The sequence below is a fragment of the Paenibacillus konkukensis genome (assembly GCF_023523925.1).
Lineage (GTDB): Bacteria > Bacillota > Bacilli > Paenibacillales > NBRC-103111 > Paenibacillus_S > Paenibacillus_S doosanensis.
Genome location: NZ_CP027059.1, coordinates 78,021 through 97,669 on the forward strand (window position 1 = coordinate 78,021; position 19,649 = coordinate 97,669).

At 55.2% G+C, this 19,649-nt stretch carries 18 protein-coding genes and 1 riboswitch; of the genes, 15 read left to right on the plus strand and 3 right to left on the minus strand.

Features of this window, described 5'->3' with window-relative positions; genetic code table 11:
• The first annotated feature begins 138 nt into the window (after positions 1 to 138).
• The 8 genes from SK3146_RS00335 to SK3146_RS00365 all read left to right on the plus strand — a co-directional run bounded on the left by SK3146_RS00335 (position 139) and on the right by SK3146_RS00365 (position 8,911).
• Positions 139 to 1,038, plus strand: coding sequence for an ABC transporter permease (locus SK3146_RS00335; RefSeq protein ID WP_249866537.1), 900 nt, complete (start codon positions 139 to 141; stop codon positions 1,036 to 1,038).
• Between the two features lie 5 nt (positions 1,039 to 1,043).
• Entirely contained in the window at positions 1,044 to 1,967 is a 924-nt protein-coding gene (locus SK3146_RS00340; protein ID WP_249863185.1) for a carbohydrate ABC transporter permease, read from the plus strand.
• Positions 1,968 to 2,015: 48 nt separating this feature from the next.
• The gene (locus SK3146_RS00345) at positions 2,016 to 3,746 is read left to right on the plus strand and encodes an ABC transporter substrate-binding protein (RefSeq protein WP_249863186.1); all 1,731 of its coding nucleotides are present in this window, start codon (positions 2,016 to 2,018) and stop codon (positions 3,744 to 3,746) included.
• 25 nt (positions 3,747 to 3,771) lie between these two features.
• Positions 3,772 to 5,883: a DUF5703 domain-containing protein gene (locus SK3146_RS00350; protein WP_249863187.1), complete on the plus strand. Its 2,112-nt coding sequence runs from the start codon at positions 3,772 to 3,774 to the stop codon at positions 5,881 to 5,883.
• Entirely contained in the window at positions 5,880 to 6,113 is a 234-nt protein-coding gene (locus tag SK3146_RS00355) for a hypothetical protein (protein WP_249863188.1), read from the plus strand. Before SK3146_RS00350 ends, SK3146_RS00355 begins: the two co-directional genes overlap by 4 nt.
• Before the next feature lie 180 nt (positions 6,114 to 6,293).
• A complete protein-coding gene (locus tag SK3146_RS00360) occupies positions 6,294 to 7,247 on the plus strand; it encodes a D-2-hydroxyacid dehydrogenase (RefSeq protein ID WP_249863189.1) in 954 nt (317 codons plus the stop codon).
• 239 nt (positions 7,248 to 7,486) lie between these two features.
• Positions 7,487 to 7,618: a hypothetical protein gene (locus SK3146_RS34955; RefSeq protein ID WP_283942801.1), complete on the plus strand. Its 132-nt coding sequence runs from the start codon at positions 7,487 to 7,489 to the stop codon at positions 7,616 to 7,618.
• A gap of 174 nt (positions 7,619 to 7,792) precedes the next feature.
• Positions 7,793 to 8,911 carry an N-acetylmuramoyl-L-alanine amidase family protein gene (locus tag SK3146_RS00365; RefSeq protein ID WP_249863190.1) on the plus strand — a complete coding sequence of 373 codons (1,119 nt, stop codon included), beginning with the start codon at positions 7,793 to 7,795 and terminating at the stop codon, positions 8,909 to 8,911.
• Positions 8,912 to 8,991: 80 nt separating this feature from the next.
• Here the strand turns inward: SK3146_RS00365 and SK3146_RS00370 are convergent, their stop codons facing one another.
• Positions 8,992 to 11,094, minus strand: a complete 2,103-nt coding sequence (locus SK3146_RS00370) for an LTA synthase family protein (RefSeq protein WP_249863191.1) — start codon at positions 11,092 to 11,094, stop codon at positions 8,992 to 8,994.
• 205 nt (positions 11,095 to 11,299) lie between these two features.
• A riboswitch (TPP riboswitch) is annotated at positions 11,300 to 11,398 on the plus strand.
• Positions 11,399 to 11,535: 137 nt separating this feature from the next.
• Here SK3146_RS00370 and SK3146_RS00375 point away from each other — a divergent pair.
• The 5 genes from SK3146_RS00375 (at position 11,536) to SK3146_RS00395 (ending at position 15,947) form a co-directional block, all read left to right on the plus strand.
• Positions 11,536 to 12,810 carry an acetylornithine deacetylase gene (locus SK3146_RS00375; protein ID WP_249863192.1) on the plus strand — a complete coding sequence of 425 codons (1,275 nt, stop codon included), beginning with the start codon at positions 11,536 to 11,538 and terminating at the stop codon, positions 12,808 to 12,810.
• A 13-nt stretch (positions 12,811 to 12,823) separates the two neighbouring features.
• Complete coding sequence (gene tenA / locus SK3146_RS00380) at positions 12,824 to 13,492, plus strand: thiaminase II (RefSeq protein ID WP_249863193.1); 669 nt, start codon at positions 12,824 to 12,826, stop codon at positions 13,490 to 13,492.
• A 278-nt stretch (positions 13,493 to 13,770) separates the two neighbouring features.
• Positions 13,771 to 14,514 (plus strand): AzlC family ABC transporter permease, encoded by a 744-nt coding sequence (locus SK3146_RS00385; protein WP_249866130.1) that lies wholly within the window; start codon positions 13,771 to 13,773, stop codon positions 14,512 to 14,514.
• Positions 14,505 to 14,831, plus strand: a complete 327-nt coding sequence (locus SK3146_RS00390) for an AzlD domain-containing protein (protein ID WP_249863194.1) — start codon at positions 14,505 to 14,507, stop codon at positions 14,829 to 14,831. The genes SK3146_RS00385 and SK3146_RS00390 overlap by 10 nt, the downstream gene beginning before the upstream one ends.
• Before the next feature lie 129 nt (positions 14,832 to 14,960).
• Positions 14,961 to 15,947, plus strand: a complete 987-nt coding sequence (locus tag SK3146_RS00395; protein WP_249863195.1) for a cation diffusion facilitator family transporter — start codon at positions 14,961 to 14,963, stop codon at positions 15,945 to 15,947.
• A 107-nt stretch (positions 15,948 to 16,054) separates the two neighbouring features.
• On the opposite strand, the gene SK3146_RS00400 is transcribed toward SK3146_RS00395, so the two are convergent.
• Together SK3146_RS00400 and SK3146_RS00405 are read right to left on the minus strand one after the other, a co-directional pair.
• Positions 16,055 to 17,311: a sensor histidine kinase gene (locus SK3146_RS00400; protein WP_249863196.1), complete on the minus strand. Its 1,257-nt coding sequence runs from the start codon at positions 17,309 to 17,311 to the stop codon at positions 16,055 to 16,057.
• Positions 17,311 to 17,988 (minus strand): response regulator transcription factor, encoded by a 678-nt coding sequence (locus SK3146_RS00405; RefSeq protein ID WP_249863197.1) that lies wholly within the window; start codon positions 17,986 to 17,988, stop codon positions 17,311 to 17,313. The genes SK3146_RS00400 and SK3146_RS00405 overlap by 1 nt, the downstream gene beginning before the upstream one ends.
• Before the next feature lie 232 nt (positions 17,989 to 18,220).
• Between SK3146_RS00405 and SK3146_RS00410 the strand changes: the two genes are divergently transcribed.
• Both SK3146_RS00410 and SK3146_RS00415 read left to right on the plus strand, forming a co-directional pair.
• Positions 18,221 to 18,961 (plus strand): polyphosphate polymerase domain-containing protein, encoded by a 741-nt coding sequence (locus SK3146_RS00410; protein ID WP_249863198.1) that lies wholly within the window; start codon positions 18,221 to 18,223, stop codon positions 18,959 to 18,961.
• Positions 18,958 to 19,635, plus strand: coding sequence for a DUF4956 domain-containing protein (locus SK3146_RS00415; protein ID WP_249863199.1), 678 nt, complete (start codon positions 18,958 to 18,960; stop codon positions 19,633 to 19,635). Before SK3146_RS00410 ends, SK3146_RS00415 begins: the two co-directional genes overlap by 4 nt.
• Positions 19,636 to 19,649 lie beyond the last annotated feature (14 nt).

The window sequence follows — 19,649 nt, forward strand, 5'->3', positions numbered from 1 at the left end:
CCGAAGCCGCCTGTGGTTTGCTTAGAGCAGTCAGCCGGCGCCGCCGGGAACATAAAATGAAAGCGTTTTAAGGAGGGGTGATGATTGGATGATTCGGTATTAGTCAATAAGAAGCCGGCTTCGCTCGTCAGGCGTAAAATCGTCTGGAAGCAGATCAGAAGGCACTGGCAGTTTTACCTGCTTATTCTGCTTCCCCTGCTCTATTTGATCACATTCAAGTACGTGCCGATGTTCGGAGCGCTGATCGCCTTCAAGGAGTACAACGTCATCAAAGGCATATTGGGCAGCCCTTGGGCGGGGATGAAATATTTCGAGCTGTTTTTCAAAAACCCCCAATTTTGGACGCTGATCAAAAATACGCTGGCCATCAGCTTCTACGGGCTCGCCGTAGGCTTTCCCGCGCCGATTATTCTCGCGCTTGCGCTAAACGAAATTCGCGGCGGCCTGTTCAAGCGCACCGTGCAGATGGTCACCTATGCGCCGTACTTCATTTCCACGGTCGTCATGGTATCGATGATCATTTTGCTGCTGTCCCCGAGACTTGGCGTCGTCAATCATCTCCTCGGCCTCGCGGGAATCGGCGAGATTAACTTTCTGGGCGATCCCGGCTTGTTCCGCTCGATCTTCGTCTGGTCGGACGTATGGCAGCATACGGGGTATGCGGCGGTTATTTATTTGGCGGCGCTGGCCGGGGTAGACCCGACGCTCTATGAAGCGGCCAAGGTCGACGGAGCGTCCCGATTGCAAAAAATAGGGCATGTCGATCTTCCCGGCATTCTCCCGACGGCGGTCATCCTGCTTATTCTTAACGTAGGCAACATCATGTCGCTCGGCTTCGAGAAAATCTACTTGATGCAAAATCCGCTCAACCTGATGACCTCGGAGATTATCGCGACTTATGTGTACAAGATCGGACTGCTGAACGCCAACTTCAGCTTCGCGTCGGCCGTCGGGTTGTTCAATTCGGTCGTCAATCTGCTGCTGCTCGTCACGGTTAACGCTGTCGCCAAGCGAATCAGCTCGTCCAGCTTATGGTGAAATACATGTACCCGGGGAGGTGGGGCCAAGTGAAGTCCGCCGGAACGTCCATCCGCGAGCCTATGGGGGATCGCCTGCTGTTAGTTGCCATTTACGCCTTTCTGGCCGTTTGTCTGCTCTGCGTGCTGTACCCGCTCGTCTATATCGTAAGCGCTTCCTTCAGCAGTCCGTTGGCCGTCTCGTCGGGACGAGTGTGGCTGCTGCCCGTCGAGCCTACGCTGCGCGGCTATCAGGCCGCCTTAGGCAACAGCCAAGTCGTGGTTGGCTATGCGAATTCGGCGTTCTATGCGTTGTTCGGCACGCTGATCAGCACGACGCTGACCGTTATGATGGCTTATCCGTTGTCGCGCAAATCGTTCTACGGGCGCAGCGTGCTGACCTTTCTGCTCATTTTCACGATGCTGTTCTCCGGGGGATTAATCCCGCTCTACCTGGTCGTCAAAAATCTCGGGCTGGTCGACAGCCGCTGGGCGCTGCTGCTTCCCCAGGCTATGGCGGTGTGGCAGGTTATCATTGCCCGCACCTTCTTCCAGCAGAACATTCCCGACGAGCTCGTCGAAGCGAGCGAGATGGACGGATGCAGCGACTTCCGGTTCATGCTGCAGGTCGTGCTGCCGCTGTCGAAGCCGATTGTCGCCGTTCTGGTGCTGATGTATGCGATCGGGCAGTGGAACGCCTACTTCGATGCGCTCATTTATTTGAAATCGCAAAGCTTATTCCCGCTCCAGCTGGTGCTTCGAAATATACTGATTCTCAATACATCCGGGGGCGGCAACATGGATGCCGCAGAAATGCTGCGGCGTCAGGAGCTCGCCGATCTGCTGAAGTATTCCTTGATTGTCGTCGCCAGCCTGCCGGTTCTGGTCATTTACCCGTTCGTTCAGCGCTATTTCGTCCAAGGGATGCTGATCGGCTCGGTCAAAGGCTAGACATGCCGCAATATCGTGAAGGTTTAACCGAAAAAGGAGGAGTACACGATGGATCAAGCTCACGTTACGCATTCGATCCCCGCTGCCGCCATGCGGCGCGAGGCGTCGCCCGAAACCCGCGCTCCGCACAGGCGCAGAGGCAGAAGAACGGCTCTTGCTTTAGCCGCTTTGTCAATGTCGATGTCCGGGCTGCTCGCCGCCTGCACCGGCGGGGAGAGCCCCGCCGCGCCAAACCAGAGGGACGGGGGAGCAGCCGGAGGCCCTGTGCAGCTCAGCGTCTTTTCCCCGCAGGATGCGAACACCGATCTGAAGACGAATACCTACTCCAAGCTGCTGGAGCAGAAGCTGAACATTCAGTTCAACTGGCAGGTGGTGCCCTATGACGCCGCCAAAGAGAAAAGGCAAATCGCGCTTTCCAGCGGCGATTACCCGGACGTCTTTCTGATGATTCCTTGGGTCGATCAGTTTTCGCAGACCGATATGCTTCGCTACGGCAAACAGGGCGTGCTGCTGCCGCTCAACGACCTGATCGACAAATATGCGCCGAACGTGAAGAAGATGATGCAGGATAAGCCGTATTTTAAAAGCTCGATAACCGCTCCCGACGGCAATATATACGGCCTGACACAGGTGGTGGAATGCTATCACTGTTCGTATCCGAGCAAGCTGTGGCTGAATACCAAATGGCTCAAGCAGCTCGGGCTGGAGATGCCGAAGACGACGGACGATTTCCGTAAGGTGCTCCAGGCGTTCAAGACGAAGGACCCTAACGGAAACGGCAAAGCCGACGAAATTCCGCTCAGCGGCGCCAACAACGCGAGCGGCGGGCGGCATGTGCTGCCTTTCCTGATGAACGCTTTTATTTATGATGACGATACGACGTATTTCATCATGAAGGACGGCAAGGTAGATATGGCGGCGAATAAGCCGGAATGGAAGCAAGGGCTTGCTTACGCTCGTTCGCTCGTCAAGGACGGCTTGATCGATACGGGAGCGTTTACCCAAAACAGCGATGCTTACAAGCAGCTCGGCGACAAGGCCGACGCCCAGCTCCTCGGAGCCGGCGCGGCGATGCATCCCGGCATTTTCGTCACGACGGGCACGGAGCGGGATAAGGACTACAATCCGCTGCCGCCGCTCACCGGCCCCGGAGGGGCGCATAATACGCTGTGGAGATACGGCGACGTCGCCGGGGCGACCTTCGCGATTACGAATAAGGCAAGCGAGGACAAACAGATTGCCGCGATGAAGCTGATCGATTATCTATTCTCCGAGGAAGGGACGACGCTCGGGTACTTCGGCGAGAAAGGAGTCAGCTGGAAGGATGCGGGGCCGGACGACGAAGGGCTGGGCGTGAAGGGCAAAATTACGCCGATTGCGCAGGCGCCGAATTCGCCGCCGCTGAACAACAAGTGGGGAGCGCTGGCCCAGTATTACAATACGGCGGAATACCGCGCCACCTGGACGGCGGCCAAAGATATTTACACTGCGGAAGGCTACGAGCGGCGGTTGTTCGAAGCGACGAAGCTCTATGAGGGCAACCAGCCGAAGGAAGTATACCCTTACTGGTCGGTGTGGGTGGATACGGCGGTAGCGGATGAAGCGGCGATGCTGCGGCAGAACATAACGGACTATATCGAGCAAAATATGCTTCAATTCGTTACCGGCACGAAGGATCTGGACAAAGATTGGGACGCCTACGTGAGCGGCTTCAACAACTTGAATTTGCCGCGGTATTTGCAAATTTATCAGGAAGCGTACGCTAAATCGATGAAATAGTCTTAATAAAAAGGAGGGAAGCGAAGTGGCGCAATGGCTGGAGCAATGCCATATCGCATGGGATACTCCGAGCAGACACTCGGGCGAGAGCATGCCGGTGGGCGGTCACGATATCGGTTTGAACGTATGGGTAGAAGGGGAGGAGCTGCTCTTTTATATGGACCGCAGCGGCAGCTTTGATGAAAACAACCAGATGCTGAAGCTCGGGAGAGTGCGGCTGCGGCTGCATCCGAGCCCGTTCGGAGAAGGCTGCGGCTTTCGCCAGGAGCTGAAGCTCAGAGAAGGATACGCGGAAATTACCGGCACGGCGGCGGACGGCGGGCAAACCCGCATTGAAGTGTGGGTGGACGTTCACCAGCCGGTCGTCCACGTCGAGGTATACGGGGATCAGCCGACGCTGCTGGAAGCCGTGTATGAGAACTGGCGGCTCCAGGAGCGCGAGGTGCCGAAGGACCGGCGCATGTCGGCGCTCAGCACCGTCGGTTATCCGGGGACGGTTACGACGAAGCCGGATCAGGTCGCATTTGACGGAGAGGGCGTCTTGTTCTTCCATCGGAACCGCTCGGAGGAGCTGTTCTTCGATAAGGTGGTGCGGCTGGAAGGTCTCGGAGAGGTGGAGCGGCAGCTGTGGAATCCGCAGAAAAATTTGACCTTCGGCGGCATGATGACGGGAAGCGGCTGCAAGCCCTCAGGCGTCGAGGAGGGCAGCTATATCCGGACGCCGTATCGCGGGTGGAGGCTGGAGAGCAAGCGGGCTGAGAACAATCACCGGGTGGCGGTATACTTGCATACTTCGCAGGCGGACAGCGAAGAGGAGTGGAGGCGGGGGCTGGATCGCTTGATCCGCCATGCGGAGAAGGACATAGTCCGGGCCAAGGCCGATTCCCGCGAATGGTGGAGAGCCTACTGGGAGCGCAGCTACATCCATATCCGCCCGGAGCGGCCCGACGCGGACGATCCGGTATGGCAGGCGGGGCGGAATTATCAGTTGTTCCGCTACATGCTGGGCTGCAACGCCTTCGGAACGTATCCGACCAAATTCAACGGCGGGTTGTTTACCGTCGATCCCTGCTTCGTTCTAAGCGGCGACGACAGCTGGCAGAGCGAGTCGGCGGATTTCCGCCGGTGGGGCGGCGGCAGCTTCACGGCGCAAAATCAGCGGCTCGTCTATTGGCCGATGCTGAAGAGCGGCGACGGCGATCTGATGAAGCCGCAGTTCGACTTCTATCTCCGGGCGCTGCCCAATGCGGAGCTTAGGACCAAGGTGTATTGGGGACACGAGGGCTGCTCGTTCACCGAGCAGTTGGAGAACTTCGGCCTGCCCATCGGTTGGGGATGGGGGTGGCCGGACAGCCACGACCGGATTCATTGCCGGAAGCCGTTCATGGACCCGACCGAACAAGTAGCTCCATGGATCAAATATTTGTATTTGAATCAGCTGGAGTTTTCCTTCATGATCATGAAATTCCGCGAATATTCCGGCGCGGATATTCGCGAGTACATGCCGTTGATCGAAAGCTCCATCCGGTTCTTCGACGAGCATTACCAATATATGTATTCGCTTGAAACGACCCGCAGGCTCGATGAGCAAGGTAAGCTCGTCCTGTTCCCGTCCACCGCTTGCGAGACGTATAAGCTGGCGCTGAATCCGGCGGATCTGGTTGCCGCCTTGACCGCCGCCGTAAGCGCCGTGCTGGAGCTTCCCGGGGAATGGCTCGACGGGAGCGAGCGCGGCGGTTCCCGAACCTACTACCGCGAATTGCTGCAGCGGCTCCCGGAGCTGCCGTACCGGTACATCGACGGCCGCAAGACGATTGCTCCCGCGCAGAGCTGGAACGGAATCCTGAACGTCGAGATTCCGCAGCTGTATCCCGTCTTTCCTTACGAGCTGTACGGAATCGGCAGAGAGAAGCTGCAGGTGGCTATCGACACCTGGCGGTACGGCGTCGATACGCCGGAGCAGAAAAACCATGTCAGCTGGCATCAGGATAATATTTTTTGCGCGAGAATGGGCTTGACCGAAGAAGCGGCCGCCATTACCGTGAATAAGCTCGAAGACGGTCCGCTGCGCTTCCCGGCCTTCTGGGGCCGGGCCATGACTGGCTGCCCGACCATAACTGGGGCGGCAGCGGCATGATCGGATTGCAGGACATGCTGCTGCAAACCTCGGGGGAAACGATCTATTTGCTGCCGGCTTGGCCGCGGGAGTGGGATGTCGACTTCAAGCTCCATGCCCCGGGGCAAACGGTCGTTCAAGGGCAAGTGCGCGGTGGAAAGCTCATCGGCTTGTCGGTGACGCCGGAATCGCGAAGCGGCGACGTCGTGAATATGTGGGAGACGGAGGGCGGTGCGGACGCCGCGGGTTAGAACTTAACATCACATAGGGATCGAACCGGCAATCGCCGCGTTTCTTGCTTGAACAGCAGGAGGCGCGGCGATATTTGCTTTGCCGGACGTTTTACACTTCGGGCGGAAATAAGGTACAATGGGCTTCGTATTGTACAAACGTACACAGTAACCTGCATAAGATCGGGAGGCATCGCAATTGTGAACGGGAACATTCCGAATATTTTGGTCTACCATACGAGCGAAGCGGACAAATATGCCGATTTTCTTAGAGAACGCGGCGTCGCTTCCGTGCAAACCGCATCGACGCCGGAGGAGGCGATGGAGCGGCTGCCGGGCACCGACTGCATCATGGCATGGCGCTTTCCGACGGAGCTTCTGTCGAGGCCGGAGGCCGCTGCCGTGCGCTGGATACAGTCGATTGGAGCGGGCATCGAGGATCTCATGTCCGATCCCGCGATACCGCGCCATATCGCGATCACGAGGATTGTCGATCAATTCGGCGGCTTGATCGCGGAATACGTATTCGCCTATTTGCTTCTGATCGGCAAAGAGCTGCCGCGCATGATGAAGGCGCAGTCCGAGCGCCGGTGGTCGCCTTTTCGCGTCGATGCCCTGCAGGGCAAAGTGATCGGCGTCGCGGGGCTCGGCTCCATCGGCTCGGAAATCGTGCGCAAAGCACGCGCCTTCGACATGACCGTCTACGGGCTGAGTTTTAGCGGCGCACGGTCATCTCTTGTGGACCGGCATTTTGACGGGGCGCAGTGGTTGGCTTTCGTTAAGGAACTCGATTATTTGGTGCTTACGCTGCCGTTGACGGAGCAGACGAGACATGCGGTCGATCGCCGCATTTTGCATGCCATGAAGCCGGAGGCAAGTCTGGTCAACGTCGGTCGCGGGCCGCTCGTCTCCGAGCCGGATCTTATAGAAGCGATGACGGAAGGACGGCTTCGCGCCGCCGTGCTGGATGTGTTTGACCGGGAACCGCTCGCCCCGGACCATTCGTTCTGGGGATTGCCTAACGTCTATGTCACTCCGCATTTGTCGGGCCAAAGCAAGTTTGACGCAGTCGGGCAATTTTTTATGGACAACTTGCGGCTATTTGCGGCCGGCGAGCCGCTTCGGGGAATCGTAAACCGGGAGCGGGGCTATTGAGCTAGAGTCTGAGGGAGACAGAAGCGCCGACAGGCCGATGATCGGGTGATCCGGCCGCGGCTTGTCCGCCGCTGGCAGCGCAGGGAACGGGCTGAGGCTTCGCCTTCGTACCAAAGCAAAGTTTGCCGACAGGTTTGTTTATCGATTTCCGGGCAATGCCAGTTCAAGTTTACATAATTATAATTATGTAAAATTGAATCCCCCCTGGAAGTGTGGTGAAAAAAGAGCGGAGGGGCCATTTGAATCCGGAGAAGCGTCAGCGTTCGCCTAAGAAAAACGGATTGGAGGATCAAATGGGCGCCGCCGCAGACTTTTTTTCCATCACGTTTCTCGGTAAACGGGGAGGACAGCGTCCGGAATATCCTCAGTGAGCTTGGGGCAGCCTCCGCCTCTAGTTAATTAGCCCTAGTAGAACGCTGGAGGTCCTATGCTGTCAAATAAGATCAAAACGATGCGAAAATGAGAAAATATACACTTTAGATGGAAGGTTGTTCCTGCTATAGTATACATAATGCGACATCGAATCCAATGAATGAGGTACATGGATGAAACGAACATTTCTCAAGGCAGCCATAATAACCATTTTGGCGATGAATTGGATCGGTACGGTTCCGGCGCAAGCCCAGCCGAATCTTGCCGGCAGCGCAAAAGTGGCTGCAACTACGCTAAATGTCCGCAGTCAGCCCGATGCCGGCTCCAAGGTCGTCGGAACCTTATCGAACAATACGGTCGTCGCCATATCCGATGAAGCCTACGGCTGGATCAAAGTGAAATCCGGCAATATGAGCGGATGGGTAGCAGGTCAATATTTAATTAAGCAGACGGGAAGCACGGCGGCCAATTCAAGCGGTAAATCCGGCTCCGTCACAACGGCCTCGGGCAGCTCCGGCAACGCCAATGTCCTTGTCGACTCCCTGTATATGCGCAAAGGTCCGGGTACGGAGCATACGGCGCTGGGCGTCTTGTCTCAGGGCGACAAGCTGCAGGTGATGGAACGCAATCAGGATTGGGTTAAGGTGAAGGCCGCGAACGGCCTGAACGGCTGGGTATTCGGCAAATACATAGGAAGTCAGCCCGCCAAGACGGCGGCGCAGCAGCTGGGGTCTTCTTCGAAAGGGCTGCAGGGCAAAGTCATCGTTATCGACCCCGGACACGGGGGCAACGATAACGGCGTGATCGGCAAGAAATATGCGTCCAGCGAAAAAACGCTGAACCTCAAGACGTCGCTTTACTTGGCGGACAAGCTGAGGTCGGCGGGGGCGCAAGCGATTTTAACGCGCACGAGCGACAAGGAGAAGCCTGAACTAAGCAAACGGGTCGTCATTAGCGAATCCAAGCATGCCGACGCTTTTATAAGCATTCATTATAATTCTTCTCCGAAACCGGTCAGCGGAACGTTAACCTTCTACTACTCGAAAACAAAGGATATGCCGCTGGCGAGAAAGATCGAGTCTCGGCTGGATCAGTCGCTGGAATTAAAAAGCAACGGCATCTCCTTCGGCGATTATCATGTGCTTAGGGAAAACGCCCGGCCGTCGGCGCTCGTCGAGCTCGGGTTTCTATCGAACGCCAAGGATGAGGGCATCGTCCGCACCTCGGCCTATCAGCAAAAAGCCGCGGAGGCCATCGTGAGCGGGCTGAAGGATTATTTTAACAGCATGTAAAATACGAAGCAAACAAATAAGCCGCGCCTTGGGGATTCCCTAAGACTGCGGCTTATTGCGTTATACTGGCGCGGCCGCCGTTACTTGTTCAATGCAGCCGACTGCGAGAATTGAAATTCGTTGGACTTGGCAATGACCTTATCTCTGGAGTCCTTCACGATCACTTGGACTTTGGCGGGAAGCTGCTTCTGCTTATCGGGCTTCAGCAGGGCGATAACCTCTCCGGTGTTCACCCACTCCGTTTCCGCAGGCTGCCCGTTAATTTGCACGATGCTGTTGTAAGGGAGATAATGGCCCGAAATTTTGAGCGCCGTTCCTTCCTCCGCCGACTCCTTCTGAACTCCGTCAATGGACATCGGGCCCAGGCCGAGCACATAATGCTCGTCTTTGATCTCGTTCTTCATTTCCCCGTAGCCGTATTGTTCCCCGAAAATAATGTCATACTGCAGTTTCTCGTATGTTTTCAGCGCTTCCTTGTCGATATGCATCTGATCGTATAAATTTTCCGGCGGCAGCACGGGCATACTTTTATAAAGCTGAGCCAAATAATCCGTATAATAAGTGCCGGGTCTTTGCGCCAATTGAAGCAAATAAGGAGTCATGAACGAAGGGCTCATATGAATATTGTCCTTATGCTCGGGCAAGTAATTATTCCAAATCAGGACGGGCACGCGATACATTTTGTCCAAAAATTGCGGATCGTTTTCCTGTAAATAACCGCTGTCCTTATAAGCCTTGTAGTTGTCGCCGAGACTCGGCAGATGATCGCCGAAAAACAGCAAAATCGTCGGCTCTTTAGTCGTTTCGTAGTGCGTCACCAGAAGCTTCAGCATATCGTCGGCCCCGACCAAGCCTTGAGCGTACGTTTCGAGCAGCCCTTGCGATTCGCCGCTGACGCCGGATACCTGGATCGTATTCTCTTTGAACTTGCCCGGATAGTAGTGATAATGATTTTGCATCGTATTGGCAAAAACAAAATCGGGGCCGTTCGTCGATTCGCTGGCGTCGATAATTTGCTTCGCCACCTCCCGGTCGGCCAAGTACGGTCCGTCGTATTCAGGCTTGAAAAATTCCTGGGAGATGAATTTCGAGAAACCGAAGTTCTCGTAAACTTTCTTACTATTATAAAACCAGCTGTGAAACGGGTTGATCGCCGTCGAATGATACCCCTGCCTTGTTAAAATGCTGGCTATCGAATCGATCGGCTTATTGACGTATTGATTGTACGGGATGGAGCCCTGCGGCAGAAAGCGCATGGAATTGCCCGTCAGCACTTCGAACTCGACATTGGCGGTTCCGCCTCCGAATTGCGGAGACAGGAAGGTGCCGCTCGTATATTTCTTTACCAGCTCGTGATAGAACGGGAGCGGGTCGCGGCTAAACGTAATGCCCTTAATTTGCGTTGCGTCCCAGAACGATTCGCTCAGCACGATGATGACGTTCGGCTTGACGGCGCCAGGCGCCGGCACCTCGGGTACCGTAGAAGCGGCGGCGGAGCGGATCGCCTCCTTATTATACCCGTCAGGCTGACTCATGAATAAAAACTTCAAATTCATCATCGTCGTCAGCAGAAAGCCGTTCGTCTTGACGTTTTCGGTCTGGTCCCAAGCGATGTTTTGGATATGAACCCAGTTTTTCATCGATGCCGTGCTGTCGGAATAAATGTTGGAAAGCAGAAACAGCGCGATGATTCCGACGCCGAGCCGGTGCTTCCAATTCAGCCGGACCGCGATGCGCGGCAGCTTGTAGAGAAGCAGCAGGCTGATGACAATGAAAGCGATAATTCCGGAAATGACGGTGAAGTTCAGCAGACCCGTCACATATTGCGCCATATCCTTCGTTTCGCTGGTGAGCAGCAGGTCCCAAGGCAGGAACGGAACGCCCAGAATATCCAGTTTGACCCCGCTAATGAGACCGAAGATCAGACAGACCGCCGAGACGAGCCAGAACGATAGCCGTATCCGTCCGGTCACGGCCGCAAGCAGAAACATAAAGCCGAGAACAAGCAATGTGTTCAATAAGAGCTCGGGCATCGCATGAAACGTCCATTTGAACGTATCTCCCCATTGCCCACGGCTCAGCAGCTCTACCAAAAATACAATCCAGATGGACCACAAGAGCAGCGGCAGCCGCCGCAGCGCTCTCCATCCGTGATTTTGAATTGCCAGCTGCAATTCCCCCATGAGATCACCACATCTTAATATGAATTTAGTGTAAAGCTGTCAAACGCCTATCATAGTATAGCATACCTATGAAGCCCGGTGAATAAGCAGCGAATTAGGCAAACGCTGGTCGTATGCGGAAGCCGGTAGAGAAGGGCCGGGCCGCGTTATCGGTTGAGTCCGCAGGACAGGTGTGGTACTATTTAATGGAAAGAAATATAGCAAACTTAAACACTAGGGGTGCGTTAAGCTGAGAGAGGCGGGAGCCTCAACCCTTACACCTGATCTAGGTAATGCTAGCGAAGGGAAGTGGACGATGCCCGGGACTTCATACATGCGCAGGCAGACCGCTTCGACAGGAAGCGGTTTTTTGTTTTATCCGGATAGGGTTCGCGGCTTCCTTCCCGAGAGCGGCGGGGGGACGTTGCTCTGGTGTTCAAAAACGAAAGGAGACAAATACGGATGAGCGAACCGTTGGAATCGTTATTAAAGCAGGTGGAAGCAAGGGCGGAGGAGCTGGTCGGGCTGGCTTCGCGATTGATCCGCTTCCAAACCCCGGCGCCGCCGGCAAGAAATACGGCGGAGGCTCAGAGCTTTATCGCATCGTTTCTCGAAGAAAAGGGCTTCGCCATTGACCGCTGGGACGTCTATCCGGGCGATCCCAATGTGGTAGGCGTTCTGCGGGGGCAAGATCCGGCACGGTACAAAAGCTTGATTATTAACGGTCATGTCGACGTTGCGGAGGTTAGCCAAGGCGAGGCTTGGGATACCGATCCGTTCGATCCGTTCGTGAAGGACGGATCGCTGGTCGGGCGCGGTGCGGCGGATATGAAGGGCGGTTTGGCCGGCGCGCTGTTCGCCGTCCAACTGCTGCACGAGGCAGGAATCCGGCTCCCGGGAGACGTGCTGTTCCAATCCGTCATCGGGGAGGAAGTAGGGGAGGCGGGAACGCTCCAGTGCTGCAAGCGCGGGTACAGCGCGGATTTCGCCGTTGTGGTCGATACGAGCGACCTGCATATTCAAGGTCAGGGCGGCGTCATCACGGGCTGGGTAACGGTGAAAAGCAAGGAAACCTATCACGATGCGACCCGCAGAAATATGATCCATGCCGGAGGCGGCCTTCACGGGGCGAGCGCCATTGAGAAGATGATGAAGATTATTCAGGGCTTGCAGGAGCTGGAGCGGCATTGGGCGGTGACCAAAAGCTATCCCGGATTTGCGCCGGGGACGAATACGATCAATCCGGCGGTGATCGAGGGAGGCAGACACGCCGCGTTCATCGCCGACGAATGCCGGCTTTGGATTACGGTGCATTTTTACCCCAATGAAACATACGAAGGGGTGGCGCGCGAGATTGAGGACTGGCTGGGCCGGGTTTCCCAGGCCGATCCGTGGCTTAAGGACAACCCTCCGCAATTTCGCTGGGGCGGCGCTTCCATGATCGAGGACCGCGGCGAGATATTCCCTTCGCTGCAGGTCGACCCGCAGCATGAGGCCGTCCGCCTGCTCGGCGGCGCCCATGAGAGCGTACTTCTGGAACCGGCTATCGTGGACGTATCCCCGACGGTTACCGACGGCGGCTGGTTCTCCGACGCCGGCATTCCGGCCGCGATCTACGGTCCCGGCAATTTGCGCAACGCCCACTCCGTCAATGAGCGGGTTTCCGTGGAGCAATTGGTACGGTTTACTCAGGTGATGCTGAAGTTTATATACGAATGGAGCCATACGCTCAAATAAGGAGGAACGAACGATGACATTTTCCGAATATTTAATGGAGAAGCTGCAGCCTGTCTGGCGCAAAAATCACTCTCATCCGTTTGTCCGGGAGATGGGCAGCGGAGAGCTGGAGCTTGCGAAATTCCGGTTTTACATGATTCAGGACTATTTGTATTTGATCGATTATGCCAAGCTGTTCGCTCTGGGCGCCGTCAAGGCGGGGGATTTGAAAACGATGGGCGAGTTCGCGGGACTGCTGCACTCGACGATGAACGAAGAGATGTCGCTGCATCGCGCCTATGCCGCCCGGTTCGGCATATCCGAAAATGAGCTGGAGCAAGCCGAGCCGTCGCCGGTTACGCTCGCTTACACGCACTATATGCTGCATGCCGCCCAGAACGGCTCGCTGGCCGAACTGGTTGCCGCTCTGCTGCCGTGCATGTGGAGCTACTGGGAAATCGGCAAGGAATTAGCGCGGATTCCCGGGGCCGCGGATCATGAATATTACGGAGAGTGGATTCGGATGTACAGCTCGGAGGAGTTCGGTTCGCTCGCCAAGTGGTGCATCGGGCTCTTGGATCAGCTGGCCGAAGGGAAACCGCAGCGGGAGCTCGACCGGCTTGAAGAGATTTTCCTGCATACGACGCAATTCGAGTATTTGTTCTGGGACATGGCTTACCGCGAGGAGCTGTGGCCCGAATAAGCCGCTTGTCCGGCAAGGAAGCGAGAAGCGAGTAATCGGAACGACAATGCATGACCGTTTCATCTGCAGGACCGCGCCTTCGTCGGCATGGCGATGAAAACGCGCGACCCCGCCCTCGTATGGGCAGCGGTCGAATATATTCGACAAGACATGATGTTCGCTGAGATCGCGAAACAGCTGGGCCCGGATAAAGTCGAGGCGCTGTGGAGAAGCAGGCCGGACTCGTATCATGTCGTCACAGGAAGAAGATTTACATAGGAGAGATCGGTATGAATCCAATGACGAAGCCCGAACATCTAAGAATAGAGCCACTGGCGGCTTCGGGCCGGGCGGAAGAAGAAAGCTTCCTTCAGGGCGTGAAGGACTGCATTCCGACGCTGCTCGGCTATTTGAGCATCGGGCTGGCCGCCGGAGTGGTGGAGAAGACCGCCGGGCTCAGCATTGCCGAGATTGCGCTGATGAGCATATTGGTCTATGCCGGGGCCGCCCAATTCATCGCATCCGGCATGATTGCCGCAGGCACATCCAGCACGGCTATCATCGTTACGATATTTCTGGTGAACCTTCGCCATCTGCTGCTCAGTGCGGCTTTATCGCCGTACTTCCGGCATCTGTCCCCGGCGAAAAACATGCTGCTGGGCACTCTTTTGACCGACGAGACCTTCGGCGTGGCGATCAGCCGGGCGGCGGCCAAGCATCGGCTCAGCGAGAAATGGATGCACGGCTTGAACGTGACGGCGTACTTGAACTGGATCGCCGCCAATATCGCCGGCGCCTTCTTCGGGCAGTGGATCACGAACCCCGAGCAATTCGGGCTCGACTTCGCTCTTCCGGCCATGTTCATCGGACTGCTGGTGCTGTCCGTCGCCGCCCGCAAACGGTTCGCGCTCGATACGTTCGTTGCGGCCGCGGCCGTCCTCGTCGCCATAGCCGTGAGCTGCTATATTTCGGACAGTCTCGGCATTATTATTGCTGCCGTGATTGCATCGACGATAGGTATGGTGTTGGATAAATGGAAATAAAATGGTATATTTTGATCGTTATTATAGGGTCGGCCGTTGTGACGTTCCTCCCGCGGGTCATCCCGCTGATGGTGCTCAGCCGTCTGCAGTTGCCCGAATGGGGGATGCGCTGGCTCAAATACGTTCCTATTTCCGTTATGGCCGCGCTTGTCGGCCAGGAATTGCTGATGAAGGAAGGGGATTTAATTCCATGGACCCGCAATATCGAATTGCTGGCGGCGCTGCCGACTTTCCTCGTCGCCGTGTTCACCCGCAGCTTGCTAGGGACCGTTGTGACGGGCATCGCGGCGATGTTCGTTTTGCGGTGGCTGTTCTGACCGTTTAGGCGGTCGCCAGGCTCCGTTTTTAGCCTGAATTTTTTGAAACCGATCGTTTGGGCGGCCGTATAGTTTGAAGAATCCTTTTTTTATTTAAAACCATACATTAATAGGAGTGATTTTTCTTACATGGACCCCGAGCCCGAACGAAATACGTTTAGAAGTTTGATCCGAAAAGGAAATATGTCGTCCGCGACCGCGGCGGCAGGCAACACCTTTATCGCCCTTATTAAAGGGGCGGCGGCTGTCATGACAGGCAATGGCGCGATGTTCGCTTCGACGATGCACTCGGTAGCGGACGCCGTCAATCAAATGTTCGTCTTCGCCGGAAGCGTGCTTGCAGAGAAAAAGCCGACGAAGCGATTCCCGGCCGGTTTCGGCCGCGTCATCAATTTGTTCTGTATGGTCGCTGTAATCGTCGTCACGATTATGGCGTACGAGACGATCAAGGAAGGAATTCATCTGATCCAGCATCCTATCCATTCATCCGGCTTCTGGCTCAATATAATCGTATTGGCGGTTTCTATTCTTATAGACGGCTTCGTGCTTGTCAAAGCGATGAAAGAAGTCGTCCGCGAATCCCGCAGCGATGCGAAAGGGTTGGCAGTCGTATCCGCCGCGTTCCGCAATGTGAAGCGGGCGGCGCCTCCGACACGTCTTGTCTTCTATGAAGATCTGGTGGCAACCATAGGCGGTTTGCTTGCTCTTCTCGCCGTTATCGTCACCTCGCTTAGCAGCTTTGCCGTCTTGGACGGCGTCGTCACGGTTGCGATCGGCTGCTTGATGGTGCTAATCGCCTTTCGCGTAGGCTATGACAATATGGCGGGTCTGATCGGCGTAGCTGCTCCTCTCGAAGTAGAGGAGAGGGTCGCGGGTATCATATTAGCCGAAAGCTTCGTGACCGACATCTACCAGCTGAGGGTGCTTCAGGAAGGACGCTATTATCACGTGGAAGGCTTGATCGAGCTGCAGCGCGGCTTAACGCTGGCCGATGCGGACGATATCAAATTTAAAGTGAGAGACCAACTGCTTCAGGACCCGGATATTACCGATGTCACTTTGGGAATACTGGAAGACAACGGGGTAAGAAACTGGGTTCCGGCCGAAAGCAGCTAATATAATAAGGCATGGCCAAAAAAAAACGTTTCAGGCTTATCGCTTGAAACGGTTTTTCGTTGTTGCCGCTGCTTGCTGCCGCCGCCGATGTGTGAAAAAGCAAGAAGCTAGCGCTCGTTCAGCTGAACTTCAAACGTCGTCGTCCCGTTCGGAACGCTTTTTGCGGAAATTTTGCCTTGATGCTGCACGACAATGGATTTCGCAATGGCAAGCCCTAAGCCATAGCCGCCGTTTTGCCGCGAGCGCGAAGGATCGGCCCGGTAGAAACGGTCGAAAATTTTATCCAGATGCTCCGCCGGTATGCCCGGTCCTGTATTGCTTACCGTCAATCGTACATGGTTTTGATGCTTTTTCAACGCAAGAACGATAGAGCCCTTAGGATTGGAATATTTAATGGCGTTGTCCAGCAGGATCATCGCCACTTGTTTCATCTGTTCGCTGCTGCCGGTGACGGTTAGCTCAGGCTCAATGTCGTAATCCAGCGCAAGATCCTTCTCGAATATGACGGCCTCCATGGTCAGAATGACACTCTCTACGGCTTCGCTCAGATCGAAGGGGACGTAAAGCATCCGCGGCTTGGCGTCATCCATTTCGGTGAGATAGAGCAAATCCCTCGTCAAAGTCTTCATGCGCTCCGTCTCCGCCTTAATATGATGCAGCCATTTGGCCTGCCCGTTGACGGTGTCCTCGCCATTGGCCAGTAGAACGTCGGCATTAGTATTAATGACGGCCAGAGGCGTCCTCAGCTCGTGAGAAGCGTCGGCGATAAAACGCTTTTGCTTCTCAAAGGCTTCTTTGACCGGCTCGATAGACCGGTCGGCGAAATAGCGGCTGGTCAAATAAATGATCCCCAGCATGAAAAGCGCGACGGCGGAGAAGGTGTACACGAGATTGGTTAGAATCGTTTGCCGGTCGGTGACGTCCATATATACGATGAAATACCCCGATTGATTATTGATGACACTGTAGGCCCAGCGGGTTCCGTTGAGGGTGAACTGGCTGATTTTTTCGGGATGCTCGGCAGCCTTCTTCACCGCGGCGGCATAAAAGTCGCTGCTCATATCGAACCGCGAGTTCGTTTCGGTTATACTCCATTGCTTGTCGGTTTGCAGCGAGAAGGAGACGGAACGCATATGATCCTCCCCCGGCATATCCCCGCCCCTCGGTCCTGCGGGTCCGCCTTTTTTGCCTATGGGTCCGTCCTTTTTATTCGACGCATCCGCCGTGTGCTGAAGATCCATCATAATATCTTTGCGCACGTTTTGATACGTAATCGTATAGATGATGGTGAAAGCGCCGAGCATGATGATCGAAATGATGACCATATTCATCAAAAGAAGCCGGTTGCGCAGTTTGTCGAACATCAGGAGGATACCTCCAGTACGTAGCCGACGCCCCGAATCGTGCTGATCTTGACCGAGGAATGCAGGAAAGCCAGCTTCTTTCTTAGAAACGAAATGTACACTTCTACGTTATTGTGCTCGGCGTCCGAGTCAAATCCCCACAGCTTCTCGATCATTTGCTCCTTGGAAGTTACCGATTGCTTTCTCGTCATCAAGAGCTCGAGCAATTCGCTTTCTTTCAGAATCAGCTTCAGTTCCTTGCCTTTGCACGTAAGCTTCAGCGTTGAGGTATTCAGCTCAAGATCTTCGAATCGCAGCCCGTCCTCGGGCACGATCTCTCCCTTGCGTCTGAGCGCCGCCCTAATGCGCGCCAGAAGCTCATCGGTAGAGAAGGGCTTGGCTACATAATCGTCTGCGCCGTAGTCGAGCCCCGCGATTCGGTCCGGAATCTCCCCTTTGGCCGTAAGCAGAATGACCGGCGTGTGGATGCCTTGCGCGCGAATCGTCTTCAAGATCGTCATTCCGTCCATGCCGGGAAGCATGATATCCAGCAGAAGCAGGTCATAGATGCCGCTCAGCGCGTTATCCAATCCCTCCTGGCCGTCATGAACGGCGTCGACGGAATAGTGCTGCTTCTTCAAAATTTGCGAGAGCGCCTCCGCCAAATTGATCTCGTCCTCCACAATTAATATTCTCATGGCTGCAACTCCCTTCGCGTCTTTATATTTCTATTATGGCAGGAGAACCTTTAATCAACCTTAAGCCGCTCCCGGTTCGGTTCGTCTGCTTCGGTTATAACATAAAACCCCATGCGGTTTCCAAAAAATTTTCGGCTCGTGAAGGAATTTAAGATTCGTTAAAGGTTCGCCTCCTAAGATACAGACATGCGAAATACGAGACAGTCGCTAACAGAGAAAGGAGCGTTGAACGATGGCGATCGAAGTGTTCAACCGATACGAGAACAAATACTTGATGGATACCGAAGCGTTTCACCGGCTCTACAGCAGCCTGATGGAATATATGGAGCCGGATGCGTACAACAAGGACGACAAGTTTTATTCCATCAGCAATCTGTACTACGATACCGAGTACCACAGCTTGGTGCGCAACAGTCTCTCGAAGCCGAAGTACAGAGAGAAGCTGCGGATCAGAGCTTACGGCGTCCCCGCTCCGGATGCCAAAGTCTATCTGGAGCTGAAGAAAAAGGTGTTCGGTCTTGTCAACAAGCGGCGCACCGCGATCCGGCTTCAGGAAGCATACGAATTTGTCCGGACCGGGCAGCCACCGGCATACCGGGAAGGAATGAACCGGCAAGTGATCCGGGAGATCGGATACTTCCTGTCAAGATACGAGCTGCAGCCGATGACGTATTTGGCGTACGACCGGATCGCGATGTTTTGCAAGGGGAACCGGGATTTGAGGATCACGTTCGACACGAACATCCGGACGAGGCGTTACGATTTGTCGCTGGAGTGCGGCGATTACGGCGAGCAGCTGCTGGAGCGCGGCCAGTGGCTGATGGAAGTGAAGGCGGAGAAGACGATTCCGGTTTGGTTGTCCAAGCTGCTGTCGGCTCATCAGATGTATCGAACGAGCTTCTCCAAGTATGGCAACGAGTATAAAAAATCGATCCGTTACGCGGAACCAGTAAAGGAGCAGGTGTTTCTATGATCGAGTCTATCTTCAATTCAAGCGCAACCGTCTCGCAATTAACGATGTCCCAGGCGTTGCTTACCTTCGCGGTCGCTATCCTTCTCGGCGGTATGATCAGCTGGACCTATATGAAGACGCAAACCTCGCCTTCGCCGAGCTTCACGCTCACGATGACGATTTTACCGGTAATTGTCGCCGTTATTATTTTGCTGATCGGCAGCAATATTGCGCGCGCCTTCAGTCTTGCCGGCGCCTTCTCGATCATCCGGTTCCGCAGCGCCCCCGGCGATTCGAAGGATATCTCATACGTCCTGTTCTCGATGGCGTCGGGCCTTGCCTGCGGCGTCGGGGCTTACGGCTACGCAGCGCTGTTCACCGTGCTCTTGTGCGCATTGATGTTTATTCTAAGAGCCGTCAAGTTCGGCGTCAGCAAGGAGTCTATGAAGACGCTGAAGGTCACTATCCCGGAGAGTCTCGGTTACGAGGAAGCGTTCGACGACATTTTTCGGAAGTTTAACATCGATTACGAATTGAAAAAAGTACGGACCACCGAGCTCGGCAGCCTGTACGAAGTCATTTATGCCGTGAAGCTCGGCCCGAATACGGATCAGAAGGAACTGCTCGACGCCGTCCGTACGCGGAACGGCAATCTCGATATTACGCTGACTATGAATCCTGCTTTGCAGGAATAACCCAAAGAGGAGCT

Excerpts from the sequence above, each read along its gene's own strand:
- SK3146_RS00340 (WP_249863185.1), top strand. The coding sequence starts at position 1,044 with ATGTACCCGGGGAGGTGGGGCCAAGTGAAGTCCGCCGGAACGTCCATC.
- SK3146_RS00345 (WP_249863186.1), top strand. The coding sequence starts at position 2,016 with ATGGATCAAGCTCACGTTACGCATTCGATCCCCGCTGCCGCCATGCGG.
- SK3146_RS00355 (WP_249863188.1), top strand. The coding sequence starts at position 5,880 with ATGATCGGATTGCAGGACATGCTGCTGCAAACCTCGGGGGAAACGATC.
- SK3146_RS00365 (WP_249863190.1), top strand. The coding sequence starts at position 7,793 with ATGAAACGAACATTTCTCAAGGCAGCCATAATAACCATTTTGGCGATG.
- SK3146_RS00370 (WP_249863191.1), bottom strand. The coding sequence starts at position 11,094 with ATGGGGGAATTGCAGCTGGCAATTCAAAATCACGGATGGAGAGCGCTG.
- SK3146_RS00375 (WP_249863192.1), top strand. The coding sequence starts at position 11,536 with ATGAGCGAACCGTTGGAATCGTTATTAAAGCAGGTGGAAGCAAGGGCG.
- tenA (WP_249863193.1), top strand. The coding sequence starts at position 12,824 with ATGACATTTTCCGAATATTTAATGGAGAAGCTGCAGCCTGTCTGGCGC.
- SK3146_RS00385 (WP_249866130.1), top strand. The coding sequence starts at position 13,771 with ATGACGAAGCCCGAACATCTAAGAATAGAGCCACTGGCGGCTTCGGGC.
- SK3146_RS00390 (WP_249863194.1), top strand. The coding sequence starts at position 14,505 with ATGGAAATAAAATGGTATATTTTGATCGTTATTATAGGGTCGGCCGTT.
- SK3146_RS00395 (WP_249863195.1), top strand. The coding sequence starts at position 14,961 with ATGGACCCCGAGCCCGAACGAAATACGTTTAGAAGTTTGATCCGAAAA.
- SK3146_RS00400 (WP_249863196.1), bottom strand. The coding sequence starts at position 17,311 with ATGTTCGACAAACTGCGCAACCGGCTTCTTTTGATGAATATGGTCATC.
- SK3146_RS00405 (WP_249863197.1), bottom strand. The coding sequence starts at position 17,988 with ATGAGAATATTAATTGTGGAGGACGAGATCAATTTGGCGGAGGCGCTC.
- SK3146_RS00410 (WP_249863198.1), top strand. The coding sequence starts at position 18,221 with ATGGCGATCGAAGTGTTCAACCGATACGAGAACAAATACTTGATGGAT.
- SK3146_RS00415 (WP_249863199.1), top strand. The coding sequence starts at position 18,958 with ATGATCGAGTCTATCTTCAATTCAAGCGCAACCGTCTCGCAATTAACG.